The organism is Streptomyces sp. NPDC002795, assembly GCF_042888725.1.
GTDB lineage: Bacteria > Actinomycetota > Actinomycetes > Streptomycetales > Streptomycetaceae > Streptomyces.
Genome location: NZ_JBIAQB010000007.1, coordinates 465666 through 492218, shown reverse-complemented (window position 1 = coordinate 492218; position 26553 = coordinate 465666). Strand labels below are relative to the sequence as shown.

Genomic DNA, 26553 nt, shown 5'->3' with positions numbered 1-26553 from the left:
GCAGTGACGTGGCGGTACGAGCGGTCCGGGGCGCCGTCCAACTCGATCGGGACGAGGCAGGCCACATGGACGAGCAGGTGAGCGAGCTGCTCACCGCTGTCCTTGAGCGCAACGAGCTGACCGCCGACGACCTGATCTCCATATGGTTCACGGCCACCCCCGATCTGCACTCCGACTTCCCGGCGGCCGCCGCCCGCAAGCTCGGCATCGTCGACGTGCCCCTGATCTGCGCGCAGGAACTCGACATCGCGGGCGCCCTGCCGCGCGTCGTCCGGATCCTCGCCCACATCGAGACCCAGCGGACCAAGGCCGAGGTCGCGCACGTCTACCTCGGCGCCGCGGCCACCCTCCGCAAGGACATCGCCCAGTGAGAACCGCACTCGTCATCGGCACCGGCCTGATCGGCACCTCGGCCGCCCTGGCCCTCGCCTCGCGCGGCGTCACCGTGCACCTCGCGGACCACGACCCCGGTCAGGCCCGCACCGCCGCCGCGCTCGGCGCCGGGACCGACGCGGCGCCCGAGGGGCCCGTCGACCTGTGCATCGTCGCCGTGCCGCCCGCGCACGTCGCCGCGCAGCTCGCCGACGCGATGCGCCGCGGCCTGGCCCGCGCGTACATCGACGTCGCCAGCGTCAAGGGCGGCCCGCGCCGCGAGCTGGAGGAACGGGGCCTCGACCTCGCCCCGTACATCGGTACGCACCCGATGTCGGGCCGCGAGCGCAGCGGCCCCCTCGCGGCCGACGCCGACCTCTTCGAGGGGCGGCCGTGGGTCCTGACCCCGACCCGCGACACGGACACCGAGGTCCTGAACCTGGCCCTGGAGCTGGTCGCCCTGTGCCGGGCCGTCCCCGTCGTGATGGACTCCGACGCCCACGACCGGGCCGTCGCGCTCGTCTCGCACATGCCGCACCTGGTCTCCAGCATGGTCGCGGCACGCCTGGAGCACGCCGAGGAGGCCGCCGTACGGCTGTGCGGGCAGGGCATCCGCGACGTGACGCGGATCGCCGCGTCCGATCCGCGGATGTGGATCGACATCCTCTCCGCGAACCCGGGCCCCGTCGCCGACCTGCTCTCCGCCGTCGCGGGCGACCTGGAGGAGACGGTGCAGTCCCTGCGCTCCCTTCAGTCGTCCGACGACGCCAAGCGCGGCGAGGGAGCGGACGGCGTCGAGACGATGCTGCGGCGTGGCAACGCGGGCCAGTCCCGGGTCCCCGGCAAGCACGGCGCGGCCCCGGCGGCGTACGAGATCGTGGCCGTCCTCATCTCCGACCAGCCGGGAGAGCTGGCCCGGATCTTCGCCGACGCGGGCGCCGCCGGTGTCAACATCGAAGACGTGCGGATCGAGCACGCGACCGGGCAGCAGGCCGGTTTCGTCCAGCTCATGGTGCAGCCGGCGCAGGCGCCGAAGCTGGCCGCCGCGCTGCGCGAGCGCGGCTGGGCGATGCGTCCGTAGCAGTGTCGGCAGGGGCGCCGGTGGAGGTACGTAAAAAGGGGTCTTCCAGAGCCAGTAACCTTGTGCGGGGCGCTTCCGCGCCTCGTACCCATGCCCCCGTGCACTGAGAAAGGTGTCCGTCACCAATGGAAACCGCCGCGACCGCCGCCGCAGCAGTGATCGTCGCCATCGACGGACCCTCCGGCACGGGCAAGTCGAGCACCTCCAAGGCCGTCGCCGCGCAGCTCGGCCTGAGCTACCTGGACACCGGCGCCCAGTACCGGGCGATCACCTGGTGGATGGTGAACAACGGCATCGAGCTCGACGACCCGTCCGCGATCGCCGCCGTCGCGGGCAAGGCCGACATCGTCTCCGGCACCGACCCGGACGCCCCCACCATCACGGTGGACGGCACGGACGTCGCCGCCCCGATCCGCACCGGCGAGGTCACCTCCAAGGTCAGCGCCGTCAGTGCCGTCCCCGAGGTGCGCGCCCGGATCACCGAGCTGCAGCGCACCATCGCGCTCGGTGCCGGGAAGGGCATCGTCGTCGAGGGCCGTGACATCGGTACGACCGTGCTGCCCGACGCCGACCTGAAGATCTTCCTCACCGCCTCGCCCGAGGCCCGCGCCGCCCGCCGCTCCGGCGAGCTCAAGGGCTCCGACGTGAAGGCCACGCAGGAGGCCCTCGTCGCCCGCGACAAGGCGGACTCCAGCCGCAAGACGTCGCCGCTGGCGAAGGCCGGCGACGCCGTGGAGGTCGACACCAGCGACCTCACGCTGCAGCAGGTCATCGAGTGCGTCGTCACGCTGGTCGAGGAGAAGCGAGCCTCCAAGTGAGTGATGCGCCCTCCGAGCGAGGCGCCGAAGTAGGTCGGCGCATCGGCGTCGGCCTCATGTACGGGCTGTGGAAGCCGCGGGTCCTGGGATCCTGGCGGGTCCCGGCGACCGGCCCGGTGATCTTCGCGGTGAACCACTCCCACAACATCGACGGCCCCATGGTCATGGGCGTCGCCCCGCGTCCGACGCACTTCCTGATCAAGCAGGAGGCGTTCGTCGGACCGCTCGGCCCCTTCCTCGACGGGATCGGGCAGGTGAAGGTCGACCGCACGAGCGCGGACCGTACGGCCATCACGCGGGCGCTCGGCGTCCTCGCGGACGGCGGCGTCCTCGGCATCTTCCCGGAGGGCACGCGGGGCGAGGGCGACTTCGCGTCGCTGCGGGCCGGACTCTCGTACTTCGCGGTGCGCAGCGGGGCGCCGATCGTTCCGGTCGCCGTCCTGGGAAGCACGGAGCGGCCGGGACGGTTGATAAAGAAGCTGCCCCCGCTCAGGAGCCGCGTCGACGTGGTCTTCGGGGATCCTTTCGAAGCGGGCGACGGCAGCGGGCGGCGTACGCGCAAGGCGCTCGACGAGGCGACCGTGCGCATCCAAGGGCGACTCAGCCGCCACCTGGCAGACGCCAGGCGCCTGACCGGGCGCTGAGCGAGACTTTCAGTAGTGCACCGGCTTCCTTACGAAGCGGCGCACCGATCACCACGAATGAACGACGAGGTACGGACTTCATGAACGACCAGATCCAGCCCGAGGGATCCCCGGAACACGAGCACGGGGAGCTCGGCGACGCTGAGTACGCGGAGTTCATGGAGCTCGCCGCGGACGAGGGCTTCGACGTCGAGGACGTCGAGGGCGCGCTCGACGCGGCGGGCCACGGTCCGCTGCCCGTCCTCGCCGTCGTCGGCCGCCCGAATGTCGGCAAGTCGACCCTGGTGAACCGCATCATCGGGCGCCGCGAGGCCGTCGTCGAGGACAAGCCCGGCGTCACCCGTGACCGTGTCACCTACGAGGCCGAGTGGGCGGGCCGCCGCTTCAAGGTCGTCGACACCGGCGGCTGGGAGCAGGACGTGCTCGGCATCGACGCGTCCGTGGCCGCGCAGGCCGAGTACGCGATCCAGGCCTCCGACGCCGTCGTCTTCGTCGTCGACGCCAAGGTCGGCGTCACGGACACCGACGAGGCCGTCGTGCGCCTGCTGCGCAAGGCCAACAAGCCGGTCGTGCTCTGCGCCAACAAGGTCGACGGTCCGAGCGGCGAGGCGGACGCCTCGTACCTGTGGTCCCTCGGCATCGGCGAGCCGCACCCGGTCTCCTCGCTGCACGGCCGCGGCACCGGCGACATGCTGGACGCCGTCCTGGAGGCCCTGCCGGAGGCCCCGCAGCAGAGCTTCGGCGGCGCCGGGCTCGGCGGACCGCGCCGGATCGCCCTGATCGGCCGCCCGAACGTCGGCAAGTCCTCGCTCCTGAACAAGGTGGCCGACGAGGACCGCGTCGTCGTCAACGAGCAGGCGGGCACCACCCGTGACCCGGTCGACGAGCTGATCGAACTCGGCGGCGTCACCTGGAAGTTCGTCGACACGGCGGGCATCCGCAAGCGCGTCCACCTGCAGCAGGGCGCCGACTACTACGCATCGCTGCGTACCGCCGCCGCCGTGGAGAAGGCGGAGGTCGCGGTCATTCTGATCGACGCCTCCGAGTCGATCTCCATCCAGGACCAGCGGATCGTGACGATGGCGGTCGAGGCGGGCCGCGCGATCGTCTTCGCGTTCAACAAGTGGGACACCCTCGACGAGGAGCGTCGCTACTACCTGGAGCGCGAGATCGAGACCGAGCTCGGCCAGGTCGCCTGGGCGCCGCGGGTGAACGTGTCGGCACGGACGGGCCGTCACATGGAGAAGCTGGTCCCCGCGATCGAGACGGCCCTCGAGGGCTGGGAGACGCGGATCCCGACGGGCCGGCTCAACGCCTTCCTCGGCGAGCTCGTCGCCGCCCATCCGCACCCGGTCCGCGGCGGCAAGCAGCCCCGCATCCTGTTCGGCACGCAGGCCGCCTCCAAGCCGCCCCGGTTCGTACTCTTCTCCTCCGGCTTCATCGAGCACGGCTACCGCCGCTTCGTGGAGCGCCGTCTGCGCGAGGAGTTCGGCTTCGAGGGCACGCCGATCCACATCTCCGTACGCGTGCGTGAGAAGCGCGGCAAGAAGAAGTAACAACGTGGTTCGGACGAACGCCGCCGGTGGAGACATCCACTCGGCGGCGTTTTCCGTGCTGGGCGCGGGAGGTCAGTGCTCCCGGCGGGGCCCCGGCGGCAGCGCGGGGAAGTGCCGTCCCGTGGTGTGCTGCTGCGGGTAAGGCTGCCAGCGCGGCGGGTGGTGCGGGCGCGGGCCGTGCAGCGGGTCGAAGCCCCTGAACCCCAGGTCGTCCTCGCCGCTGCGGTCGCCGGGCAGTGTCCGGAAGGAGCGGCGCCACTCCGCGAACAGCGCGTCGTAGATGGGGGTCACCGACGGGCCGCCCCCCGCGTGGTCACCCACAGCATGGCCGCCCGGCTGGTCCTCCGCGGGACGCATCGATGGGATGGGGTTCTGATACGGCTGGTGCCGTCGAGGAGTTGGGGTGAAGCCGGACGCGGGGGATGAGGTGGGGTCGTATGGGTGCACGTATGTGCCAACGAACCGGGCCCCCGACGGATGCGCCCTTGGCCTGCGCTGTTGCGGGCTGTCAGCGGTGTGACCGGCGCATTCGTGGGGGCCCCGAGGGGTGCGGCCGCGGTGGCTCAGGTGCCGGCGAGCGGCATGGCGGCGGCCACCAGGCGTCCGGTCGCGGCCGCCTTGTCGAGGGCCTGACGGAGCAGGTCCTCGCGCGGCTGGTGGCCGATCGAGCCGGCGGAGGCGGCGAAGACGAGCACCGTCTGCGTCTTGTTCGCCGCGGTGCGCCAGCCCTCGGTCACCAGCAGCGGCTGGTGCGCCTGCCACCAGGCGACCTGGGCGGGGGAGCCGCCGGTGCCGGGCTGCAGGATCGCGTGCAGCTGGCCCATGGCGAGCAGCACCGACCAGCCGCCGAGGACCGAGGGGGCCGCCGACAGCGCGGTGGCCGGCATGAAGCCCTGCTCGATCAGGAGCGGCAGGAAGTCGTCCCCGTCCGTGGTCGTGCCTGGGCGGGCGATCGGGCCCGTCGGCTCGACGACGAGGGCGGGGTGCGTCGTGTCGCCGATCAGGACGAGGCCGCTGGTCACACCGAGCACGGCCTGTGAAGGCGCGGCCGGGGTGCCGCCGTCGGGCTGCGCGGGCGCGGGGTCCTGCCCGCCGCCGCTGATGGACTGCACGGCGCCCTGCAGCTGGTCCTCCGCGACCTGGACGACCTGCGAGGGCAGGCAGGCGGCATGGGCGAAGGCGAGCACGGCGGTCTCGTCACCGACGAACAGGACGGTGCTGGTCGGCTGCTGCTGCGAGTCGCCCGGCGTGCGGCAGGAGGTGCAGTCGTAGCTTCCGGGGGCGTTGTCGCCGGCCATCAACCGGTCGGCTTCTTCGTCGCCGATCTCGGCGCGTACGTCGTTGCTGACGTCGAGCAAGCGAGGCACGGGGACTCCTCAGGGATCTGTTGGGCCGATCGGGGTGATCGGTCACGGTCAGGCGAGTGCTTATGAAGGGACAACGGATGATCTGTGTCCTCGGTCACGCCCGGATCGGAACGGAATCGCCTCATCCGGCGCAGACCGTGAACGACCGCACGGAATCCGTCACTCCACGCCAACTTGTAGGTTTTCCAAGGAAGTTGGACCGGTGAAGTGGGTCACAGATCGTCAGGGTGACAGGTCGACAAATACTGAAATCGTTGTATGTATCGGGTGGCTTGAAATCGCCGGTACCCCGGGTAACGGCGAACTGGCCTGGCGGGACGAGCCGTTGGTTGCCGCGGCCGTCGCGGGCTGCCTAGATTCCAGCGCCGTCCGCAACGAGCAGTCCACGAGAGGGATTCGCATGTCCGCGCCGATCCGTACGGCACGCACGACAACGGCTCGCACGACAGCGGTCTTCGCCGGGGCGGCCCTCGCCGTCCCGCTCGGTCTCCTCGCCCTCGCCGGCCCCGCCCCAGCGGCGGACGGCGGCGTCTGGGACCGCATCGCCCGCTGCGAGAGCGGCGGCAACTGGCACATCAACACCGGGAACGGCTACTACGGCGGGCTCCAGTTCTCGGCAGGCACCTGGCGCGCGTACGGCGGAGGGGCCTACGCCGCGACGGCCGACCGGGCGAGCAGGGGGCAGCAGATCGCTGTCGCCACCAAGGTGCAGCGCGCGCAGGGGTGGGGCGCCTGGCCCACCTGTTCGGCACGGGCCGGGGCGTACGGCAGCGCGCCGGGCGTGCAGTCGGCCCCGAAGGCCGCCCCCAAGGCGGCTCCCAAGGCCGCACCGAAACCGGCACCGAAGGCCGCGCCACAGGAGCAGCGCGGTTCAGGCCACAGTGACCGCGGTGCGGCCCGCCGTGGCGGCTACGTCGTCCGCGGCGGCGACACCCTCGGCCGCATCGCCGCGGCCCACGGCACCAGCTGGCAGCACCTGTACGCCGCGAACCGGGCGGTGATCGGCGGTGACCCCGACCTGATCCTGCCGGGGCAGCGGCTGCACCTCGGCTGACCGCACATGCGCCGCGTGGCCCCACCCGGTCCGCCGACCGGGTGGGGCCACGCGCCGGACGCGGCGCGGCACGCCCGGCGGCCGCGCACCGGCTGCCTAGCGTCCGCGCTATGGACCTGACCGCTACGTTTCCGAAGGCGCACGGCCCGCGGCGGTGGACGGCGGCCCTGCTGGGCACGCTGCTCGCACTGGCCGCGCTGCCGGCCCTCGCCGCAAGAGCGGACGCCGCCGAGCCGTACGACTGCGCCAAGACCGAGTGGCCGTGGTCGTGCCTCGCGGAGTGCGAGAGCGGCAACGACTGGGACGAGAACACCGGCAACTCCTACTACGGAGGGCTCCAGTTCCATCAGGTCACCTGGGAGGAGCACGGTGGCCTGAAGTACGCGCCGCGCGCCGACCTCGCGACCCGTGCCGAGCAGATCAAGGTCGCGGAGGAGGTGCTGCGCACCCAGGGCTGGAAGGCGTGGCCGGTCTGCTCCAAGCGGTACGGGCTCAAGGGCCGCGTCCACGTGGTGCAGCGCGGCGACACGCTGGCGTCCGTCGCGCGGCGCTTCAAGGTGGAGGGCGGCGCGCAGGCGCTCTACAAGGCCAACCGCGACGTGATCGGGCCGCACCCGGACCGGCTCGATGAGGGGGCGACGCTGGTCATTCCCGAGCCGGGGAAGTCGTAGGGGTCTCGGTGGCCTCGCCCCGGAACGCGACCGTGCCGCGGTCGAGTTCGTAGACGAACACCGGCGCGGCGTCCGGTGTCCCGCCCTGTGTCCCGCGCAGGCCGGGTGGCAGGCGCTGTTCGGCGAGGACCACGCAGGCGTCAAGTGTGCGCAGAAGGGCGTACGTGCGGGTGGCGACCGGCGGGGCCATGCCCTGGGTGGGCTCGTCGAGGAGGACGACGCGGGCGGGGGCGAGCAGGGCGCGGGAGACGGCGAGCATCCGTTGTTCGCCGCCGGAGAGGGTGCCGGCGCGGCGGGCGAGGAGGGGGCGCAGCTCGGGGTAGGGGTCGAGGGCCGCACTCAAGTCCCTTTTGCTTGTGGACAGTTGGAGGTTCTCGGCGACGGTGAGACCGGCGAAGACGGCCTGCCGGTCGGGTACGAAGCGCAGGCCGGCCGCGGCGCGGGCGTGGGCGGTGTGCCGGGTGACGTCGGCTCCGTCCCACACCACGGACCCGGCGGCGAGCCGTACGGTGCCGGCGAGGGCGCGCAGGGCGGTGGTGCGCCCGGAACCGTTCGGCCCGAGCAGCACGGTGACCGCGCGGGCGGGGGCGGCGAGGGTGACGCCGTGGAGCGCTTCCAGGGGGCCGTAGCGGACGCGGGCGTCGCGCAGTTGGATGCTGCCGCCGCCGGGTCCGGACGTCATGAGGGCTCCGGAGGGCGGCCGAGGACGGAGTCCGGCGGGCCCGAGCGCACGATACGGCCCGCCGCCATCATGTGCACGGTGTCCGCGAGCTCGGCGACGAGATCCAGATCGTGCTCGACGACGATCACGGCGACGCCGTCGGCGGCGAGCGCCCTCAACAGCCGGGCGAGGGAGGCGACTTCGGCCTGGTCGAGCCCGGCGGTCGGTTCGTCGAGCAGCAGCACGTGCGGATCGCCCGCCAGTGCGCGACCCAGTTCGACGCGGCGCAACGTTCCCGTGGGCAGTCCGTCCGTCTTCTGTTCGCCCCGCAGGCCGAACAGTCGCGTCATGCGTTCCGTGGCTGCCGGGTCCCGTACGTGTCCCTGCTCGGCGCCGACCCGGATGTTCTCGGCCACGGTCAACGAGGGGAAGACGACGAGCTGTTGGAAGGTCCGTGCGATGCCGAGGCGCGTCCGCGCGTGTGCCGGAAGTCGTGTCACGTCACGTGGGCCGAGGTGGATGCGGCCGGTGTCGGGGCGGAGCGTTCCGGCGAGGCAGTGGAACAGGGTGGATTTTCCGGCGCCGTTGGGGCCGATTATGGCGGTGATGGTGCCGTGGGGGAGGCGGATGGTTGTGTCCTGGAGGGCGGGGTGGGTGTTGTAGGTGACGGTGAGGTGGGTGGCGGTGAGGGCGGTGGGGGGTGGTTGTTGGTTCGTTGCGGTTGACCGGCGGCGCGCCACGGGGCTCCGCCCCGGACCCCGCTGCTCAATCGCCGCAGGGGCTTGAAAGGCCTGCGCAAACGCCGCAGGGGCTTGAAAGGCAGGGGGTTGAAAGGCAGCGGCTTGGAGTGGGATTGCTGCTGCCCGATCGGTCAGGCGGTCCCGGCGTCGGCCCCGTGTGCTCAGTCCTCGTCCTATCAGTATCGCCAGCGCTCCGATCACCAGCGCCGCCACCCCGCCCCTCGCCCCCGCGTCCAGGCCCACCAGTAGGCCCGCCCCGAGCAGCGCGCCGAAGGGGTTGTCCGCGCCCAGGACGACCACCGTCGCGAACCACAGCAGGCCGCGCACCGGGTCGTACGCCGACGGGTCGAAGGAGTGCAGGCCGAAGGTCAGCAGTCCGCCTCCCAGTGCCGCGAGTGCCGCCCCCGCCACGAACACCGCGACCTTCAGGCCCGGCACCCCGACGCCCGCCGCCGACGCCCCCGCCTCATGGTCCCGGACCGCCGCGAGCGCCCGGCCGACCCGGCCCCGCCGCAGGCCCGCCACGACCGCCAACGCCCCGCCCAGCAGCGCGAGTTCGAGTACGTAGAAGGCCCGGTCGTCCCCGAAGCCCGCGGGCCGCGTCGGCGTGAGGCCCGACGTCGCGTACGGCTGCGCGAGCACGAAACGGCTCACCCCGACGCCCACCGCGAACGTCGCCAGCGCCAGCGCGAGGCCGTGCCGCCGGATCGCGGGCGCGGCGGTCAGCAGTCCCAGTGGCGCCACCATGACCACCGCCGCCAAGAGAGCTGGCAGGCCCGGGAGTTGAGGGAAGCCCGGGAAGTGGCCCGTGGCGAGCAGCGTCGCGAACAGGGCGCCCAGGCCTGCGAACGCGCCTTGGCCGAGGGCGAGTTGACCGGCTCTTCCTGTTACCAGCACCAACGACAGCAGGATCAACGCCAGCGCCGGTACCTGGATCGACGTCCGCAGGTCCGGACCCGCGAACCCGAGCGGCAGCAGGAACAGCACGCCCGCCACCAGCCACGCTCCCCGCGGAGCGGCCCGTGTCCGACGCGTCACCGCCGTCGGCAGCGCCCCCTTCCCGCCGACGCCCGGCAGCGCGAGTGCCGCGACCAGCAGCGCCACCACGAACAGATTCGCCCCCACCGCCTGGACGAGCGGCTCGGCCCACCCGCGCGGATGCAGCCGCGTCAACTGGCTCTGTGCGACCCCGATCGCGAGCGCCGCACCCACCGCCACCCCGAGCCGCCGCATGCCCGCCGCGACCGCCACCGCCACGACCTCCATCACCAGCAACGGCAGACCGTAGGGGTCGAGACGTACGTAGGGGGCCAGGAGTACGCCCGTCAGGCCCGCGGTGAACGTGCCGAACGCCCAGCCCGCCGCCGCGACCCGGTCCGCGTCGATGCCGCCGAGCACGGCCAGCGGACGGTTGTCGACGACCGCCCGCAGCTCACCGCCGAACCGCGTCCAGCGCGTCACCGCCCACACCGCGCCCCCGATCGCGCAGGCCACCGCGAGCTGCCCCCACGGCTCCCCGGGGATCAGCGTCGGCGCGTCCTCCTGCGCGCCCGTGCCCCACAGCAGCGCCGCCGCCCCGACGAGGAGGACGAAGACGCCGATCGAGGCGACCAGGGTGCGTGCCGGGTCGCCGCCCGACAGGGCGAGCGGCCTGAACACCCAGCGTTCCAGGGCGAGTCCGAATCCCGGCGCCACCACCAGAAGCACCAGCGCCGCGGCCGCCCACAGCGGCACCTCCCACACCACCACCAACTGCCGCAGCAGATACGCGCAGAGCATCGCGATCGCTCCGTGCGCGAAGTTGAGGACGCCCGTCGCCCGGTAGGTGACGATCAGGCCGATGCCGGTGAGCGCCGCCGCCGCGCCCACCGAGAGCCCGGCGAGCGTGAGGTCGTACGTGAGGGACGACACGAGCCCGACTCCTCAACTCCCGGTGGGGGGTTCGCAGATGGGGCACGGGCCCAGGCCCGCCTCCGTGAGCGCGCCCGCGTCCGCGGGCACCGCCCGCGGCTTGCCCTCGACGAGCGGGCAGTCGGCCCGGTGCCACAGCGTGCCGCCGGGCACCATCAGCAGCCGGTCGCTGGAGGCGAGCGGGGGAGCGGGGCCCGGGGTGGCGGGCGCCGGATCGGCCGTGACCAGCAGCTCGTAAAGGCGCTCCACGCGCGAAGCGGCGAGCGTGCTCCTGCCGTGCGTGAGGAGCACCGCGCCCGCGACGATCAGCGCCGCGCCCGGCACCGTACAGGAGGCCAGATAGGGGAGCTGGCGCTCGGCGAAGCGTTCGCCCGACATGCCGTACCAGCCGACCACGCAGAGCGCCGCCCCGACGGTGAGCGTCGCGAGCCCCGCCCACAGGGCGGGGTGCACAGAACGTAGTCGGGCAGTACGCATCGCCGGCCCCCACTGGTGCGCGCGTGTGTCTGGCCTTGTCCGCCGATCGCTTGCACTATGCCTTCTGGAGTCCAACTCGGAAAGCTCCGGGGGTAGTTGGCCGATCATTCTGATCCTGTCGGCCCGGTCCCGGACCGACACCCGGCGGTGAGCCTGATGGTTTTCGGGAGCGCACCTCGCACACCTCGTACGGCTCGCGGACGGGGCGCGGCGCTCGCCCTCGCCCTGGCCCTGGTGCTCGGCCCCACCCTGGCGGCCTGCGGCGACGACAGCGGCGGTGACGACAGCGCCCCGCCGACGCCGAGCTCGCAGTCGTCCACGAGCGCGGAGCCCACGAACAGGGAGCCCACGAGCGAGGAGCCCTCGTCGGAGCGGCCGCCCAGTGGGAGCGGGCCCGCCGACCGGGCCGCCGCCGAGAAGGAGATCAAGACCAACTGGAAGAAGTTCTTCGACCCGAAGGTGTCGATGAGGGAGAAGGAGGCCGTCCTGGAGGACGGCGCCAAGATGCGGCCGGTCCTGAAGGGCTTCAGCGGCGACAAGCGGGGCGGCCAGGTGGAGGCCGTCGTCACCAAGGTGGCCTTCACTTCGGGGAACGAGGCGGACGTGACGTACGCGCTCGCCCTCAAGGGCGCGACGGTGCTGCCCGACGCCAAGGGGACGTCCGTCGAGCAGGGCGGCGCCTGGAAGGTGTCCGTCAACACCCTGTGCGCGCTGGTGCAGTTGAGCGGCGATGCGTCGCCCGGCCCGGGCTGCTGAGGCGCTGGGTGTCCTCGCCGCGGGCCTGGCCCTGGTGGCCGTCGCGGCCTGCGGGTCCCGGCTGCCGGAGAGCGCCTTCGAGGACCGCTCCGGGCCCGCGCCACGCTCCACCGCGCCCCTCCACGTCGGCATCATCACCAGCGCCACCAGCCCCGTCGGCGGCGCCACCTTCACCGACACCCGCGACGGCGCACAGGCGTACTTCCGGAACCTGAACGGACGAGGCGGCATCCAGGGACGCCGCGTCGAGGTGCACCTGTGCGACGACGGCGGCAGCGGCGTCGGCAACACCTCCTGCGTGCACAAACTCGTCGACGAGCAGAAGGTCGTCGCCCTGGTGGCGACCACATCGCTGGACTACGCGGGCGCGGAACGCGTCTCCCGCGCGCGCGTGCCCGACATCGGCGGCCAGCCGATCGGCGCCGCCTACGACACGTATCCGCATCTGTACGGGATCTACGGCAGCCTCGCGCCGCGCGACGGGACGCCGGGCTGGGGCGGGAAGCTGTACGGCGGCACCGAGGTCTACCGCTACTTCAAGCGCGAGCACGGCGCCCGCACCGCCGCCGTCGTCTCCTACAACCAGGCCGCCTCGGCCGCGTACGCCCGTCTGGTGACGCGTGGACTCAAGGCCGAGGGCTACCGCGTCATCACCGAGCAGCTCGACTTCGCGCTGCCCAACTTCCGGGCCGCGGCCGCCGACCTGAAGGACGAGAAGGCCGACCTCGTCTTCGACGCCGTCGACGCGCACGGCAACGCACGGCTCTGCGAGGCCATGGACCAGGTGGGCGCCCGCGTCACCGCGAAGGTCACGAACGTACAGAACTGGACCTCGTCCGTCCGCTCCGCCTACAAGGACGCGCCGCACTGCCGCGCCTCCCTGTGGGTCACCGGCGCCAGCCGCAACTACGAGGACACCGGGCACCCCGCCGTACGCGCCTTCCGCGCCGGCACCAAGCACCTCAAGACGCACTCGCAGTGGCAACTGGAGGGCTGGGCCGCCGCGATGTGGTTCACGGACGCCGCCCGTTCCTGCCGCACGGTCACGCGCGCGTGCGTCGGCCGTTTCATGGAGCGCGGCGCACGGTACTCGGCCGATGGCCTGCTGCTTCCGGTGACGTTCGCGAAGCACGCGGAGCCGCCGAGAACTCGGGAGACGTGCCTGTCGGTCGCGAAATGGACCGACGCGGAAGGCTGGGCCACACAGGGAGGCGGCATGACGCACACCTGTTTTGACGTTCCGCAGCTCTCCTACCAGCCATGACGCGGCTCCGGACATGACCCCAGATAGGCCATTCGGCGAGTTGGTTCCGGGAAACGCCTACCAATCCGGCATCTGTTCAGGAACAACATGATGATGAGGAACAACCCTCGCCAGGTGATCTCCGTCTAACTACCCGGTAGACGGAGAAGGCGGACTGTTCAGACAGATACGAGGGCGCATGCAGATTTCTTTCCTGATTCACAATGCGTACGGGATCGGAGGGACGATCCGTACGACGTACAACCTCGCCAGCGCGCTCGCCGACCACCACGACGTGGAGGTCGTCTCCGTCTTCCGGCACCGGGACGCGCCGGTGTTCGCGCCGGACCCGCGCGTGCGGGTGCGCCACCTGGTCGACCTGCGCAAGGGCACGGCCGGTTACGAGGGCGACGACCCGGAGGTCCAGCGGCCCGCCGCGGTCTTCCCGCGCAGCGAGGGGCGCTACGAGCAGTACAGCGCGCTCACCGACCGGCGGATCGCCGAGCACCTCGGCTCGCTGGAGGCCGACGTCGTCGTCGGCACCCGGCCCGGACTCAATGTGCACCTCGCCCGGGACACCAGGCGCGGGGTGCTGCGCGTCGGCCAGGAGCACCTCACCCTCGGCACGCACTCCACCGCGCTCCGCCGTGAACTGCGCGCCAGCTACCCGCGCCTCGACGCGCTGACCACGACCACGGAGGCCGACGCCTACGCCTACCGCGAGCAGTTGCGGCTCCCCGGCGTGCGCATAGAGGCGATGCCCAACCCGGTGCCCGAGCCCGGCGTCGCGCCCGCCGACGGCAGCGGCAAATGGGTCGTGGCGGCCGGCAGGCTCGCGCCCGTGAAGCGCTACGACCTGCTGGTGCGCGCCTTCGACCAGGTGCGCGCCGAGCGGCCCGACTGGCGCCTGCGCATCTACGGAGGCGGCAAGCAGAAGGACAAGCTGCGCACGCTCATCGACGAGCTCGGCCTCTACAACCACGTGTACCTCATGGGGCCCGCCCACCCCATAGAGCCGGAGTGGGCGAAAGGTTCCCTCGCCGCGGTGACGTCGAGGTTCGAGTCCTTCGGCATGACGATCGTCGAGGCGATGCGCTGCGGTCTGCCGGTGGTCGCCACGGACTGCCCGCACGGCCCCGGCGAGATCATCGACAACGGTGTCGACGGCCGGCTCGTCAAGGTCGGCAGCGTCGACGCCATCTCCGGCGGTCTGCTCGAACTCATCAACAACGACGATCTGCGCCAGGAGATGAGCGCCCGCGCCCTCACCCGTTCCGAGCGCTTCGACCCGGCGCGGATCGCGGAGCGCTATGAGGGCCTGTTCGGCTCGCTCACCAGCCGCGGCGGCTCCCTCGGCCTGCTGCACCGGGCCCGCGGCTCGCTCCTGGGCGGCGCCTACGCGGTGCGCGACGTCCTTCGACCGCAGCGGAAGGAACACGCCGCATGACAGCCCCCACGGCCCCGCCCCCGCCGTGCCCCGAAGACAGCGACAGGAGCGTCCGCATGCCGCCCCGAGCCGACTGCATCGCCGACTCAGCCGGCGGGCTCACCTTCGACGTCACCGACCACGGGTCGCCCGACCCGGCCACCCTGATGCTCGTCGACCGGGCCTCGGGGCTCACGGTGCGGCTGCCGCTCACGCCGACCGGCGAGGGGCGGCTGCGCGCGTCGCTGCCGATAAGCGTCTCCCTCGCGGAGGGCCGCTGGGACGCGTACGCGCAGGTCGCGGGGGACGAGCCGGTGCGGCTCATGCCGGGCGTCAACGATCTGCGCTCGCTGGTGGACCGGGCGCCGAGCGGCTCGCGCGGCTACGTGGCCGTACGCATCCCGTACGCCACCAAGCACGGCAACCTCACCGTGCGCAGCTGGCTTCGGGCGCCGCACGCGGAGGCCGGTGAACTGCTCATCGCGGACGGTGAGTTGACCGTGCACGGGCGGGTCTACGGCGCCGACTTCACGGCGAAGGCGTACGCGGAGATCCGCTCCCGCGCGGTCCGCGGCCCCGTGCTGCGCGCCGAACTGGACTGGGACGGACCGCGGTTCACGCTGCGCATCGGCTACGACGAGCTGCGCGAGGGTCGTTGGGACCTGTGGCTGCGGCCCGCGGGGGACGACGGGCCGCAGGTGCGGCTGGCCCGGCTGCTCGACGACATCGCCGACAAGAAGCCGATCTTCACGTACCCGGTGGCGCGCGTGACCGTCGCGGGCCGCGGCGAACTGGCCGCGGAGGCCTACTACACGGGGTCCAACGACCTTTCCGTGCAAGTGAGTTCGGTTCAGGGCTAGGAACCTAGTCCTTGCGCCCGGACTCCAGCGGCCGGTCCTCGAAGGCCGCGAACTCCGGGTGGTGCAGGTCGAACGCGGGGGACTCCGAGCGGATCTTCGGCAGCGTGACGAAGTTGTGGCGCGGCGGCGGGCAGGCCGTCGCCCACTCCAGGGACCTGCCGTACCCCCACGGGTCGTCGACCTCGACCTTCACCCCGTACTTCGCCGTCCGCCAGACGTTGTAGAGGAACGGCAGCGTGGAGAGGCCGAGCAGGAACGCGCCGATCGACGACAGGGTGTTGAGCGCCGTGAAGCCGTCCGCCGCCAGATAGTCCGCGTACCGGCGCGGCATGCCCTCCGCGCCCAGCCAGTGCTGGACCAGGAACGTCGTGTGGAAGCCGACGAACAGCGTCCAGAAGTGGATCTTGCCGAGCCGCTCGTCGAGCAGCTTCCCCGTCAGCTTCGGCCACCAGAAGTAGAAGCCGGCGAAGGTCGCGAAGACGACCGTGCCGAACACCACGTAGTGGAAGTGCGCCACCACGAAGTACGAGTCGGTGACATGGAAGTCCATCGGCGGCGAGGCGAGGATGACGCCGGTCAGGCCCCCGAAGAGGAACGTGGTCAGGAAGCCGACCGACCACAGCATCGGCGTCTCGAAGGACAGTGAGCCCTTCAGCATCGTCCCGGTCCAGTTGAAGAACTTCACACCGGTCGGCACCGCGATCAGGAACGACATGAACGAGAAGAAAGGCAGCAGCACCCCGCCGGTGGCGAACATGTGGTGCGCCCACACGACCACCGACAAGCCCGTGATCGCCATCGTCGCGCCGACCAGCATCGTGTAGCCCCAGATCGGCTTGCGGCTGAAGACCGGCAGGATCTCGCTGATGATCCCGAAGAAGGGCAGCGCGATGATGTAGACCTCCGGATGCCCGAAGAACCAGAAGAGGTGCTGCCACAGCAGCGCACCCCCGTACTGGGCCTCGAAGACGACGGACCCGAACCGCCGGTCCGCCTCAAGGCAGAGCAGCGCGGCCGCGAGCACCGGGAACGCGAGCAGCACCAGGATCGACGTGAACAGCGTGTTCCACGTGAAGATCGGCATCCGGAACATCGTCATGCCCGGCGCCCGCATCCCGATGATCGTGGTCAGGAAGTTCACCGAGCCGAGGATCGTGCCGAACCCGGCGAGCGCGAGCCCCATGATCCACAGGTCGGCGCCGATGCCGGGGGAGCGGGTCAGGCTGTTCAGCGGCGCGTACGCGAACCAGCCGAAGTCCGCGGCCCCGCCCGGCACGACGAGCGAGCCGAGCACGATCAGGCCGCCGAAGAGGAACAGCCAGTACGAGAACATGTTCAGGCGCGGGAACGCGACGTCCGGCGCACCGATCTGCAGCGGCATGATCTCGTTGGCGAAGCCGGCGAAGGTCGGCGTCGCGAACAGCAGCAGCATGATCGTGCCGTGCATCGTGAACAGCTGGTTGTACTCCTCGTTGGAGAGCATCTGCATGCCGGGGCGGGCCAGTTCGGCCCGCATGAGCAGGGCCATGACCCCGCCGATCAGGAAGAAGCCGAACGACGTGATCAGGTAGAGGTGACCGATCTTCTTGTGGTCGGTCGTGGTCAGCCAGTCCACGACGATCCGCCCCGGGCGTCGCTCGCGCGGCGCCCCCACCGTCGCGGGCCCGGCCTGTAACCCGGTCGTACCCATCGCTTGCCCCCTCGCTGCTCGGCTGCGCGCCTCGGGCCTGCCGCGGACTCAGGCCATGATGCTCGCGCGGGGACCCGCGGCGACAGAGGGCGTACCCCTGTTTCTGGCATGGACAGACAATTCCCGGGCGGCCTCAACTCGCCCGTGCCGCCGCCGGATTCGGAATGCACGGGGGAATTGCGCGCGGTCCGTCGCAATTCCCCCGCGTCGCGCGGAGAAAGCGAGAATAAGAAGCGAGTAAGAAGCAGGAAACCCTCGAACGTGTGAGGAACTCCTAATAGCCAACTGTCGTGATCTTGTGACAAAAGCGTGACGCGCGGCCTACGGTGGCGGCATGGCACCCATTCCCACCCCGCCGACCGAGCCGCAGGACAATTCGGACGCGTATCTCGGCCTCGAAGCAGAGGCCGCCGAGTCGCAGGCCCGTGGCCGCGGCTGGTCCACCGTCAGGCAGCTGCCGCCGGGCGCGATCATCACCATGGAGTACCTGTCCGGGCGGCTCAACTTCGAGGTCACCGAGGGAAGAGTGACGCGCTGCTGGAAGGGCTGAGGCCCCTGAAGCGTGCGAAGGCCCCCGAACCTGGAAGAGGTTCGGGGGCCTTCGCGGTGCGGGGCTTGGTTGTGCGTACCGGGCCCCGCCGTCTGTGGGTGCGCTCAGGACACCGTTCTCGTCGAGGGCGTCCCGCGCGTGACTCTCTCCGTGGTCGGTCGGCGGCTGCCCGCCGGGGTGGTCGGCGTGCGCTCGCCGCGCGGCGTGTGCGGCCCCTGTGGGAGCAGCTGGCGGCCCGATCTGGTGGCACCGGCGGACTCGTGCGCGCGGGTCGTGGTCATCGCGGGGACCGGCACAGGATCGGACTCCGGCTGTGGCAGCCGGGCGCCGGAGCGGCGGCCGCGCAGGCGGTCGCGCCACGAGAGGATCCACGCCTCCGCGCGGGCCACCAGCGGCTCGAACCAGGGCAGCGCGAGCAGGATGAGCAGGCCCGCGGCCCAGCCCAGCAGCACGTCGCTCAGCCAGTGCGTGCCGAGGTAGACCGTGGTCAGGCCGACGCTCAGGGAGATCACCGCGGAGACCGCGGACAGCCAGCGCCTGGCCCGCGGGGTGGAGGCGAGGTAGGCGAGGATGCCCCAGGTCACCACCGCGTTCGCGGTGTGGCCCGAAGGAAATATGTCGCCGCCCTGCCACATCTCGCTCGACCCGATGGTGGTGGCGTAGTGCGGGCCCGCGCGGCCCATGCCGTACTTGGCGGCGCCCACCGTCACGTTGAGCAGCAGCAGTGCGGTACCGAACATCAGCAGCGGGCGCAGCGTGTGCTGTCGCCACGACCGCCAGCCCAGCCACGCCACCACCATCACGGCCGTCGGACCGCGCTGGCCGAGGACGACCCAGTAGTCGAGGAAGGCGTGGATGTCGGGCCACTGCTGGTACGGCCGGAAGAACATGACCTGCCAGTCGACCGCGACCAGCCATGACGTGGTGAGCACCGCCACCACGATCGTGAGGTAGAAGGACAGGGTCAGCCCGAAGAGCACGACCCGGTGCCGGCTCATGTGGGGCATGTCCACATGGGTCGGTCGTTCGGGCTCGCGATCGAGCCTGGCGAAGACCCGCTCCACACGGCGGGTCAGGTTTCGTTCGGTACGCACCCAATCGACGCTACAGCGACCGGCAGGTGGACCGACGCGAATCAGGCGCTTTGTGATGACGATGTGATGTGGGATTGATCTCAGATGGCCGATTATTCCCACGATTTCAGCACCCCGGAAGGAAAGATTCCTGAATTCAAAGATCGTTTCCGGGGCCCATTATATGACGCTTATGAATGCGTTCACCTGATACCCGTGTGGAATTGGCCGTTCACTCACCGCTCACGGCGGACCCGACCCGTTCAGCCAGAACGCTCCGTAGGCCGCCGACAACGCAGCGAGACCGCCGACCACCCACGCCGACCTGGCCGTACGCCACCGGGCGAGCGCCACCGCGAGCGGCAGCAGCAGCGGGAACGCGGGCAGCAGCAGCCGCGGCTTCGAGCCGAAGTACCCCGAGGCGCACAGCGCGAGCACGACCACGATGCCCGTGTAGACGAGCACCGGCACCGGCTGGTGCTGCCGCACCCCGGCGACGTAGAGCCAGATCACCAGGGCGACCCCGACGATCAGGCCGACCCCGGCGAGCGCGCCGAGCGGCGACGTGAACTGGTCGGCGACGAACCCGGCGAAGGCCACGCCCCCGTCGAAGCCGTTGCCCCACTGCGCCTGCACGTCGAGATAGCCGAAGAGCCCGCCACCGGTCCGCTGCCCGACCCACAGCACGTACGCCGCAGCGCCCGCAGGCGCCAGGAGCACACCCAGTACGAGCCGCCACACGACCCGTCGCTCGCGCGCGATCCACAGCGCCGCCGCCACCCACACCGCCACCACGACGGCCGCCCCGATCGGCCGGGTCAGACCCGCGAGCGCGGCGAGCGACCCTGCGTACACCCAGTGCCGGCGCAGCACCGCGTACAGACCCCACGCCGCGAGCGCCGTGAACAGCGCCTCGCTGTACGCCATCGACGCCACGATCCCGACGGGCAGCGCGCCCCACAGCACGGCGAGCCAGATCCCGGCGGTCCGCCCGTGCAGCAGGTCCCCGACGGCGAAGATCCCCCACGCCGCCGCAAGCGAGGCGAGCACACTCACCACGAGGCCCGCGTCCGCGTACGACAGCGGGCTGATCGCAGAGACGGCACGTTCGAGCCACGGAAGCAGCGGAAAGAACGCGAGATTCGAGTGCACGGTGCCGTCGGGCAGCGTCACCGACCAGCCGTAGCCGTGCTCCGCGATCCGCGTGTACCAGAGCGAGTCCCAGCGGGCCGTGAGCAGCGTGTGCGCGCTCTTGCCCGTCGCCGCGCTCCACACTCCGAGCACGAGCAGGCCGAACGCCCGCACCGCGGCGTATCCGAGCAGGGCGGGCGCGGCGTGCCGCGGCGAGGGTCGATGTCGTTGGTCCACGTCCGTCACGGCCCCGATTATCGGCGCCCGCACCGTGCGCCCCACCAGCAGGCCCCTTTCCCTTGAGTGGTGCACGCCACACCCGCTCGCGGGTGCCCTGAGAGGTCCGCCACGTGTCATTGGCGAGAACTCGCGTACGCTGACGGCTTACTCGCCTTATCGCCGCGGGGCCGGGAGACCGCTCCTCCCGAGCTGGAACCCAGGCCAGGCCAATGGCCTCCCCAGTCCTGGGAACCGCCGAACGCGAGGACCACTGGGAGGTAGGTACATGTCCGGGACGAACACGGCCTCCGGGCGCGCGCTCGGGCGCCTGACCGCCATGGGCACCCGCCCCCACCGCTGGGTCGTCCTCGTCGTCCTGTGCACGAGCCTCCTCCTGGTCGCGCTCGACTCGACCATCCTCTACGTCGCGCTGCCGGCGGTCACCGAGGACCTCAAGCCCACGTCCGTCGAGCTCCTGTGGATCGGTGACGCGTACCCGCTGGTGTGCGCCTCGCTGCTGATCCTGTTCGGCACGCTGGGCGACAGAGTGGGCCGCCGCAAGATCCTGCTGCTCGGCTACGCCCTGTTCGGCGCGGCCTCCGCGCTCGCCGTGTTCTCCGACACCGCGCAGGTGCTCATCGTGGCCCGCGCGATCCTCGGCATCGGCGGCGCGATGATCATGCCCGCGACGCTCTCGATCCTGCGCGACGTCTTCCCCGACCGGCACGAGCGGGCCGTCGCGATCGGCGTGTGGACCGCGGTCGCCGCGGTCGGCGCCGCCACGGGACCCGTACTCGGCGGCTTCCTCGTCGAGCACTTCTGGTGGGGTTCCGTCTTCCTCATCAACATCCCGCTGATGCTGATCATGCTGCCGCTGTGCCGGGTCCTCGTGCCCGAGTCCAAGGGGCGCAGCGACGGTCCGTGGGACCTGTTCGGCGCGCTGCTCGCCGCGCTCGGCGTGCTCGGTGTCGTCTACGGCATCAAGGAACTCGGCACCAAGCGCGATCTGCTCGACGCCGAGGCCGTGCTGCCGTTCGTCGTCGGCGTCGTGCTGCTCTTCCTCTTCGTGCGCCGCCAGCGCCGCCGCGAACACCCGCTCATCGACATGAAGCTGTTCTCGCGGGTCGCGTTCTCCACCTCCGTCGGCTGCATCGTCATCGCGATGCTCGCCCTCGTCGGCCTCGAACTGATCGCGGTCCAGTACCTCCAGCTGGTGCTCGGCCTCAGTCCGCTGGAGACCGGCCTGCGGATGCTGCCGCTGACCTTCGCCGCGATGACCGCGGGCGTCATCGGCTCGGCGGTCCTGCGCCGCTTCGGCCCACGCGCCATGGTGTCGACCGGCTTCGCGCTGACCGCCTGCGCCGTGCTGATGCTCTGCGCGATGGGCGAGCAGGACAAGCCATGGCTGCTCGGCTTCGGCTTCGTGCTGCTCGGCTTCGGCTTCCAGAGCACGCTGTTCGGGGCCTACGAGTCGATGCTCACGGAGGCGCCCGCGGACGACGCGGGGGGCGCGGCCGCGATCGGTGAGACCTCGTACCAGCTGGGCGCCGGCATGGGCATCGCGCTGCTCGGCTCCGTGATGAACGCGGCGTACGCGCCCGGACTCGGCAATGTGCCGGGGGTCTCCGACGGCACGTCGACCGCCGCGGGGCACTCTCTGGGGGAGGCGTACCAGATCGCCGCGCGGCTCGGGGACACGGCGGGGAGCGCGCTGCGGGACGCCGCGCGCGGCGCGTTCGTGCACGGTCTGCACGTCACGCTGGTCGTCAGTGCGGTCCTGCTGTTCGTGGGGGCCGTCGCCGCATTGCGGCTGCCCCGGCGGATGGAGTGCGAGGCGCCCGCGGCGGACGACGCGGACGTGGCGGCGCCGCGGCGGGCTTCGTCACGGGCCGAGTCCTCGGCCGTGTGACCAGCGGTCCGGGGGAGGTCCCCGAACCGCTCAGCTCTGATTGAAGAAACCGTCCGTCGGTTCCTTGGTGTCATGGCCCGAGACGATCTGCGTGTCCGCCGGGCTCAGCAGGAACACCCGCGTGGCGACCCGGTCGATCGAACCCCGGAGCCCGAAGATCAGGCCCGCCGCGAAGTCCACGACGCGCTTGGCGTCGGAGGCCTCCATCGACGTGAGGTTCATGATGACCGGCACCCCGTCCCGGAACATCTCTCCGATGCGCCGCGCGTCCCGGAAGCTGTCGGGGGTCACGGTGCCGATCCGGCGGCCCTTCTCCTGGGCCTCCTCGGAGGCGACCTTCACGCGCGGGTCCGTGACCCAGGCCGCGTCGCCGGCGGCGGCGGGCTCGGGCCCCTCGTCGTAGTCGTCGTCGTAGTAACGCTCTTCATCGTTGTCGTCGACGAGGCCAAGCCAGGCACTCGCCTTGCGCACCGATCCCATGGACGCCTCCTCTCACAGCGGTTCCTCTGCGTTCCGCATGTCGTGCATCCCCAATGTTCGTCCATGATGCAGATGCCGCGCCAAGGGGATAGTCGCCGCGCGGGGGTTTCGTGACGGTACTGGTGCACAGTCTGCGTGACGTTGTCCCCCAGTTCCCAAGGGTTGTACGGGATACGGCTGCTGATGGTGAGTGAAATATGATTCTTCACGGCGTATGGGTGACCTTCGGTGCGTACGGGTGAACGAAGGCACCGTGCAAGGGCTCGATACGACGCCGATCGTCGCGCGGCCGGGGTGACGGGCCGTCATCCGGCGTGCGGGGGAGTTTTCTTGTTCGGCGTGTCTCGGTTCTGACGGAGGCTCAGAGCGTGTGGAGAAGTGGCGGAAGTCCGAAAGGCGCTCTTGTGCATGGCGGTTCGACCGGCGAATACTCCCGTCAGCGATTGTCAGGAGCACGGCGTGTCCGGGATCCGGACGGCCGCCGCATCCTGACTGCGCCTCACGGGCCCCACCCTATGAGGGCCCCCGACTTCCCTACGGGAGGAACGAGCAGTGAGGATCAAGCGCAGCACCCCCCGCAGTGGCAGAGCCAGATCGACCCGGCTGATCGCCGTCGGTTCCGGTCTGCTCGCCGTGGCAGCCTTCGCGATTCCCTCCGCCAGCGCGTCCGACGCGCCGCAGACGTTCAGCGCCTCCGAACTCACCCAGACCCGTGACGCCGTCCGGTCGGCCGACGTCGCCGGTACCGCCTGGGCCGTCGACTCCAAGACCAAACAGGTCGTCGTCACCGTCGACAGCACGGTTTCGCAGGCCGAGATCAACAAGATCAAGAAGGCGGCCGGCGACACCGCGGGCGCCCTCAAGGTCGAGCGCACGGCGGGCACCTTCAAGAAGCTGATATCCGGCGGCGACGCCATCTACGCGAGCAGCTGGCGCTGCTCACTCGGCTTCAACGTCCGCAACAGCGCCGGGACCTACTACTTCCTGACCGCCGGTCACTGCACGGACGGCGCCGGGACCTGGTGGTCCAACTCCGCACGCACCGCGACCGCCGGCTCCACCACCGGGTCCAGCTTCCCCGGCAACGACTACGGCATCGTCAAGTACGCGAGCGGCGTCGCGCACCCCGGCACCGTCGGCAGCGTGGACATCACGCGCGCCGCCACGCCGTCCGTGGGCACCACCGTCACCCGCAAGGGCTCCACCACCGGCACGCACAGCGGCCGGGTCACCGCCCTCAACGCCACGGTGAACTACGGCGGCGGCGACATCGTCTCCGGCCTCATCCAGACCACGGTCTGCGCCGAGCCCGGCGACTCCGGCGGCCCGCTCTACGGCGGCTCCACCGCCTACGGCCTCACCTCCGGCGGCAGTGGCAACTGCTCCTCCGGCGGCACCACGTTCTTCCAGCCGGTGACCGAGGCGCTCAGCAGGTACGGCGTGAGCGTCTACTGATCCGACCGCTCCACCCCGAGCCACGTTCCGCAGTCGCAGCCAGCAAGGGGAGCCCCCGTCCGGCCACTTCGGCCCGGCGGGGGCTCTCCAGCTCTCCCTATGCGCCCCTTACGGGTCTACTGTCGAAGTACACGCCTTTTGCGCCCACTTCGGACCCTGGGGGGCCGTGAGATGGTCGAGGAACTGGTGACGGCGGGAGTGGCCGTCGTATGTGCCGGCGGGGTCTATGTGATGTCCGCGGCGCGCGTCGTCAAACAGTACGAGCGCGGGGTGGTGTTCCGGCTCGGCCGGCTCACCCGGTCCGTGCGCGGCCCGGGGTTCACGATGATCGTGCCGTTCGTGGACCGGCTCCGTAAGGTCAACATGCAGATCGTGACGATGCCGGTGCCCGCACAGGACGGCATCACACGGGACAACGTCACGGTCCGGGTGGACGCCGTCATCTACTTCAAGGTGGTCGACGCGGCCGAGGCCGTGGTGCAGGTCGAGGACTACCGGTTCGCCGTCTCGCAGATGGCGCAGACCTCGCTGCGCTCCATCATCGGCAAGAGCGACCTCGACGATCTGCTGTCGAACCGCGAACAGCTCAACCAGGGCCTGGAGTTGATGATCGACAGCCCGGCCGTGGGCTGGGGCGTGCAGATCGACCGCGTCGAGATCAAGGACGTGTCGCTGCCGGAGACCATGAAGCGTTCGATGGCCCGGCAGGCCGAGGCCGACCGTGAGCGCAGGGCCCGTGTCATCAACGCCGACGCCGAGTTGCAGGCGTCGAAGAAGCTGGCGGAGGCGGCGGGCGTGATGTCCGACCAGCCGGCGGCGCTCCAACTCCGGCTGTTGCAGACCGTGGTGGCGGTCGCGGCGGAAAAGAACTCGACGCTGGTGCTGCCGTTCCCGGTCGAGCTGCTGCGCTTCCTGGAGCGGGCCACGCCCGGAGACGCGGAGCACGCGGCGCGGGCCGCCGTTATGCAACTCGCCGAGGGGGCGCTGCCGGAGAAGGTCGTGGCGGATGCCCCCGAGTCCACGGTGAACGGCGAGCAAGCAGGGGCGAAATCCAGACAGGAGTAGACCTCACCCTCCGCCCCTCCCCGGGTGCACGGTGTGTCTGCCTCGGAGGTCGACGTGCGGTGCGGGAGCGCAACCAAGTAGTGAAGGGCGTACGGGGTTTGGCGAACGCGCGTCCGGAAGTCGACCTTGTGTGCTCCCTGTGACGGTCGGGATAGTGGGCCCGTCAGCCTCACGGATCCGGTCCGGCCCCACTCGAACCGGTATCCCAACCCCCCACAGGAGGACGAGAGTTGAAGCACCGACGCATACCCAAGCGGCGCGCCGCCGTGGCCGGAGCGGGCATCCTCGCCCTGGTCGCCGCAGGCATCACCCTCCAGACCGCGAACGCCAGCACCGAAACCCCCGACCTGGTTCCCCAGAAGCTCTCGATCGCCAAGGCCGGATCTCTCGCGTCCAGTCTGACCAAGGACCTGGGAGCGAACTCGGCGGGCAGCTACTACGACGCCAAGGCCAAGCAGCTCGTCGTCAATGTCCTGAACGACGACGCCGCGCAGACGGCACAGGCCGCCGGCGCGAAGGCCAGAGTCGTCCAGAACTCCCTCGCCGAGCTCAAGGGCGCACGGACGACCCTGAAGCAGGACGCGACCATCCCGGGCACCTCCTGGGCCGTCGACCCCGCCACCAACAAGGTCGTCGTCACCGCCGACCGCACGGTCAAGGGCTCGGCCTGGAACCAGCTCACCGGGGTCGTCGAGAAGCTCGGCGGCAAGGCCGAACTCAAGCGCAGCCAGGGTGAGTTCAGGCCGTTCGTCGCGGGCGGCGACGCCATCACGGGGGGCGGCAGCCGCTGTTCCCTCGGCTTCAACGTGACCAAGGGCGGCGAGCCGTTCTTCCTCACGGCGGGCCACTGCACCGAGTCGATCTCCACGTGGTCCGACTCCAGCGGCCAGGAGATCGGCACGAACGCCGACTCCAGCTTCCCCGACAACGACTACGGCCTGGTGAAGTACTCGGCCGGCGTCGACCACCCCAGCGAGGTCAACCTCTACAACGGCTCCGCGCAGCAGATCACCAAGGCGGCGGACGCGACCGCCGGCATGAACGTGACCCGCTCCGGCTCCACCACGCAGGTGCACGAGGGCACGGTGACCGGCCTGGACGCCACCGTGAACTACGGCAACGGCGACATCGTCAACGGCCTCATCCAGACCGATGTCTGCGCCGAGCCCGGCGACAGCGGCGGCTCGCTCTTCTCCGGCGACTCGGCGGTCGGCCTCACCTCCGGCGGCAGCGGCGACTGCACCTCCGGTGGCGAGACCTTCTTCCAGCCGGTGACGGAGGCGCTGTCCGCTACTGGCACGGAAATCGGCTGACCTGAGCTGATTCCGGGGCACCCCGCAGCTG

25 protein-coding genes are annotated in these 26553 nt (G+C 71.1%); 16 read left to right on the top strand and 9 right to left on the bottom strand.

Annotated features, from left to right (window positions below):
* The first annotated feature begins 8 nt into the window (after positions 1–8).
* From aroH to der, 5 genes are all read left to right on the top strand, one after another.
* A complete protein-coding gene (gene aroH, locus ACFYWS_RS23625; RefSeq protein WP_389279741.1) occupies positions 9–371 on the top strand; it encodes a chorismate mutase in 363 nt (120 codons plus the stop codon).
* Positions 368–1453 carry a prephenate dehydrogenase gene (locus ACFYWS_RS23620; RefSeq protein ID WP_389279739.1) on the top strand — a complete coding sequence of 362 codons (1086 nt, stop codon included), beginning with the start codon at positions 368–370 and terminating at the stop codon, positions 1451–1453. The genes aroH and ACFYWS_RS23620 overlap by 4 nt, the downstream gene beginning before the upstream one ends.
* Positions 1454–1578: 125 nt before the next feature.
* Positions 1579–2271, top strand: a complete 693-nt coding sequence (gene cmk, locus ACFYWS_RS23615; protein ID WP_389279737.1) for a (d)CMP kinase — start codon at positions 1579–1581, stop codon at positions 2269–2271.
* Positions 2268–2915: a lysophospholipid acyltransferase family protein gene (locus ACFYWS_RS23610; RefSeq protein ID WP_389279735.1), complete on the top strand. Its 648-nt coding sequence runs from the start codon at positions 2268–2270 to the stop codon at positions 2913–2915. The genes cmk and ACFYWS_RS23610 overlap by 4 nt, the downstream gene beginning before the upstream one ends.
* Positions 2916–2995: 80 nt before the next feature.
* Positions 2996–4471 (top strand): ribosome biogenesis GTPase Der, encoded by a 1476-nt coding sequence (gene der, locus ACFYWS_RS23605; protein WP_389279734.1) that lies wholly within the window; start codon positions 2996–2998, stop codon positions 4469–4471.
* 72 nt (positions 4472–4543) lie between these two features.
* On the opposite strand, the gene ACFYWS_RS23600 is transcribed toward der, so the two are convergent.
* Complete coding sequence (locus tag ACFYWS_RS23600) at positions 4544–4828, bottom strand: hypothetical protein (RefSeq protein WP_389279732.1); 285 nt, start codon at positions 4826–4828, stop codon at positions 4544–4546.
* Between the two features lie 206 nt (positions 4829–5034).
* Positions 5035–5838, bottom strand: a complete 804-nt coding sequence (locus ACFYWS_RS23595) for a hypothetical protein (protein WP_389279730.1) — start codon at positions 5836–5838, stop codon at positions 5035–5037.
* Positions 5839–6238: 400 nt separating this feature from the next.
* Between ACFYWS_RS23595 and ACFYWS_RS23590 the strand changes: the two genes are divergently transcribed.
* Together ACFYWS_RS23590 and ACFYWS_RS23585 are read left to right on the top strand one after the other, a co-directional pair.
* Positions 6239–6892 carry a transglycosylase family protein gene (locus ACFYWS_RS23590; RefSeq protein ID WP_389279728.1) on the top strand — a complete coding sequence of 218 codons (654 nt, stop codon included), beginning with the start codon at positions 6239–6241 and terminating at the stop codon, positions 6890–6892.
* Positions 6893–7002: 110 nt separating this feature from the next.
* On the top strand, positions 7003–7563 hold the full coding sequence (locus tag ACFYWS_RS23585; protein WP_389279726.1) for a transglycosylase family protein: 561 nt from the start codon (positions 7003–7005) through the stop codon (positions 7561–7563).
* Here ACFYWS_RS23585 and ACFYWS_RS23580 read toward each other — a convergent pair.
* From ACFYWS_RS23580 to ACFYWS_RS23570, 3 genes are read right to left on the bottom strand one after another with little or no spacing between them, the layout of a single operon-like run.
* Positions 7538–8245: an ATP-binding cassette domain-containing protein gene (locus ACFYWS_RS23580; RefSeq protein WP_389279724.1), complete on the bottom strand. Its 708-nt coding sequence runs from the start codon at positions 8243–8245 to the stop codon at positions 7538–7540. The genes ACFYWS_RS23585 and ACFYWS_RS23580 overlap by 26 nt on opposite strands.
* Positions 8242–10875, bottom strand: a complete 2634-nt coding sequence (locus ACFYWS_RS23575) for an ATP-binding cassette domain-containing protein (RefSeq protein ID WP_389279722.1) — start codon at positions 10873–10875, stop codon at positions 8242–8244. Before ACFYWS_RS23575 ends, ACFYWS_RS23580 begins: the two co-directional genes overlap by 4 nt.
* Before the next feature lie 12 nt (positions 10876–10887).
* On the bottom strand, positions 10888–11352 hold the full coding sequence (locus ACFYWS_RS23570; protein ID WP_389279720.1) for a hypothetical protein: 465 nt from the start codon (positions 11350–11352) through the stop codon (positions 10888–10890).
* 156 nt (positions 11353–11508) lie between these two features.
* Between ACFYWS_RS23570 and ACFYWS_RS23565 the strand changes: the two genes are divergently transcribed.
* From ACFYWS_RS23565 to ACFYWS_RS23550, 4 genes are all read left to right on the top strand, one after another.
* Positions 11509–12108: a hypothetical protein gene (locus tag ACFYWS_RS23565; RefSeq protein WP_389279718.1), complete on the top strand. Its 600-nt coding sequence runs from the start codon at positions 11509–11511 to the stop codon at positions 12106–12108.
* The gene (locus tag ACFYWS_RS23560; protein ID WP_389279716.1) at positions 12083–13372 is read left to right on the top strand and encodes an ABC transporter substrate-binding protein; all 1290 of its coding nucleotides are present in this window, start codon (positions 12083–12085) and stop codon (positions 13370–13372) included. Before ACFYWS_RS23565 ends, ACFYWS_RS23560 begins: the two co-directional genes overlap by 26 nt.
* Positions 13373–13550: 178 nt before the next feature.
* Positions 13551–14798, top strand: coding sequence for a glycosyltransferase family 4 protein (locus ACFYWS_RS23555; RefSeq protein WP_389279714.1), 1248 nt, complete (start codon positions 13551–13553; stop codon positions 14796–14798).
* Between the two features lie 56 nt (positions 14799–14854).
* Positions 14855–15637: a hypothetical protein gene (locus ACFYWS_RS23550; protein WP_389279712.1), complete on the top strand. Its 783-nt coding sequence runs from the start codon at positions 14855–14857 to the stop codon at positions 15635–15637.
* Positions 15638–15641: 4 nt separating this feature from the next.
* Here ACFYWS_RS23550 and ctaD read toward each other — a convergent pair whose 3' ends face one another.
* A complete protein-coding gene (ctaD, locus tag ACFYWS_RS23545; RefSeq protein ID WP_389279710.1) occupies positions 15642–17327 on the bottom strand; it encodes a cytochrome c oxidase subunit I in 1686 nt (561 codons plus the stop codon).
* A 334-nt stretch (positions 17328–17661) separates the two neighbouring features.
* On the opposite strand from ctaD, the gene ACFYWS_RS23540 reads away from it, so the two are divergent.
* On the top strand, positions 17662–17877 hold the full coding sequence (locus ACFYWS_RS23540; protein WP_389279708.1) for an I78 family peptidase inhibitor: 216 nt from the start codon (positions 17662–17664) through the stop codon (positions 17875–17877).
* A 104-nt stretch (positions 17878–17981) separates the two neighbouring features.
* Here ACFYWS_RS23540 and ACFYWS_RS23535 read toward each other — a convergent pair whose 3' ends face one another.
* Both ACFYWS_RS23535 and ACFYWS_RS23530 read right to left on the bottom strand, forming a co-directional pair.
* Positions 17982–18971, bottom strand: a complete 990-nt coding sequence (locus ACFYWS_RS23535) for a phosphatase PAP2 family protein (RefSeq protein WP_389279706.1) — start codon at positions 18969–18971, stop codon at positions 17982–17984.
* A 222-nt stretch (positions 18972–19193) separates the two neighbouring features.
* A complete protein-coding gene (locus tag ACFYWS_RS23530) occupies positions 19194–20327 on the bottom strand; it encodes a hypothetical protein (RefSeq protein WP_389279704.1) in 1134 nt (377 codons plus the stop codon).
* Positions 20328–20586: 259 nt separating this feature from the next.
* Between ACFYWS_RS23530 and ACFYWS_RS23525 the strand changes: the two genes are divergently transcribed.
* Positions 20587–22209 carry an MFS transporter gene (locus ACFYWS_RS23525; RefSeq protein WP_389279702.1) on the top strand — a complete coding sequence of 541 codons (1623 nt, stop codon included), beginning with the start codon at positions 20587–20589 and terminating at the stop codon, positions 22207–22209.
* Positions 22210–22239: 30 nt separating this feature from the next.
* Here the strand turns inward: ACFYWS_RS23525 and ACFYWS_RS23520 are convergent, their stop codons facing one another.
* Positions 22240–22689 (bottom strand): cell division protein SepF, encoded by a 450-nt coding sequence (locus ACFYWS_RS23520; RefSeq protein WP_389279700.1) that lies wholly within the window; start codon positions 22687–22689, stop codon positions 22240–22242.
* Between the two features lie 552 nt (positions 22690–23241).
* Here ACFYWS_RS23520 and ACFYWS_RS23515 point away from each other — a divergent pair.
* The 3 genes from ACFYWS_RS23515 (at position 23242) to ACFYWS_RS23505 (ending at position 26522) form a co-directional block, all read left to right on the top strand.
* A complete protein-coding gene (locus ACFYWS_RS23515) occupies positions 23242–24144 on the top strand; it encodes a S1 family peptidase (protein WP_389279698.1) in 903 nt (300 codons plus the stop codon).
* Between the two features lie 171 nt (positions 24145–24315).
* A complete protein-coding gene (locus ACFYWS_RS23510) occupies positions 24316–25209 on the top strand; it encodes a slipin family protein (protein ID WP_389279696.1) in 894 nt (297 codons plus the stop codon).
* A 230-nt stretch (positions 25210–25439) separates the two neighbouring features.
* On the top strand, positions 25440–26522 hold the full coding sequence (locus ACFYWS_RS23505) for a S1 family peptidase (RefSeq protein ID WP_389279694.1): 1083 nt from the start codon (positions 25440–25442) through the stop codon (positions 26520–26522).
* The last annotated feature ends 31 nt before the right edge of the window (positions 26523–26553 follow it).

Excerpts from the sequence above, each read along its gene's own strand:
- ACFYWS_RS23560 (WP_389279716.1), top strand. The coding sequence starts at position 12,083 with ATGCGTCGCCCGGCCCGGGCTGCTGAGGCGCTGGGTGTCCTCGCCGCG.
- ACFYWS_RS23590 (WP_389279728.1), top strand. The coding sequence starts at position 6,239 with ATGTCCGCGCCGATCCGTACGGCACGCACGACAACGGCTCGCACGACA.
- ACFYWS_RS23510 (WP_389279696.1), top strand. The coding sequence starts at position 24,316 with ATGGTCGAGGAACTGGTGACGGCGGGAGTGGCCGTCGTATGTGCCGGC.
- ctaD (WP_389279710.1), bottom strand. The coding sequence starts at position 17,327 with ATGGGTACGACCGGGTTACAGGCCGGGCCCGCGACGGTGGGGGCGCCG.
- ACFYWS_RS23540 (WP_389279708.1), top strand. The coding sequence starts at position 17,662 with ATGGCACCCATTCCCACCCCGCCGACCGAGCCGCAGGACAATTCGGAC.
- ACFYWS_RS23585 (WP_389279726.1), top strand. The coding sequence starts at position 7,003 with ATGGACCTGACCGCTACGTTTCCGAAGGCGCACGGCCCGCGGCGGTGG.
- ACFYWS_RS23525 (WP_389279702.1), top strand. The coding sequence starts at position 20,587 with ATGTCCGGGACGAACACGGCCTCCGGGCGCGCGCTCGGGCGCCTGACC.
- ACFYWS_RS23600 (WP_389279732.1), bottom strand. The coding sequence starts at position 4,828 with ATGCGTCCCGCGGAGGACCAGCCGGGCGGCCATGCTGTGGGTGACCAC.
- ACFYWS_RS23565 (WP_389279718.1), top strand. The coding sequence starts at position 11,509 with ATGGTTTTCGGGAGCGCACCTCGCACACCTCGTACGGCTCGCGGACGG.
- ACFYWS_RS23520 (WP_389279700.1), bottom strand. The coding sequence starts at position 22,689 with ATGGGATCGGTGCGCAAGGCGAGTGCCTGGCTTGGCCTCGTCGACGAC.
- cmk (WP_389279737.1), top strand. The coding sequence starts at position 1,579 with ATGGAAACCGCCGCGACCGCCGCCGCAGCAGTGATCGTCGCCATCGAC.
- ACFYWS_RS23550 (WP_389279712.1), top strand. The coding sequence starts at position 14,855 with ATGCCGCCCCGAGCCGACTGCATCGCCGACTCAGCCGGCGGGCTCACC.
- ACFYWS_RS23570 (WP_389279720.1), bottom strand. The coding sequence starts at position 11,352 with ATGCGTACTGCCCGACTACGTTCTGTGCACCCCGCCCTGTGGGCGGGG.
- ACFYWS_RS23555 (WP_389279714.1), top strand. The coding sequence starts at position 13,551 with ATGCAGATTTCTTTCCTGATTCACAATGCGTACGGGATCGGAGGGACG.
- ACFYWS_RS23580 (WP_389279724.1), bottom strand. The coding sequence starts at position 8,245 with ATGACGTCCGGACCCGGCGGCGGCAGCATCCAACTGCGCGACGCCCGC.
- der (WP_389279734.1), top strand. The coding sequence starts at position 2,996 with ATGAACGACCAGATCCAGCCCGAGGGATCCCCGGAACACGAGCACGGG.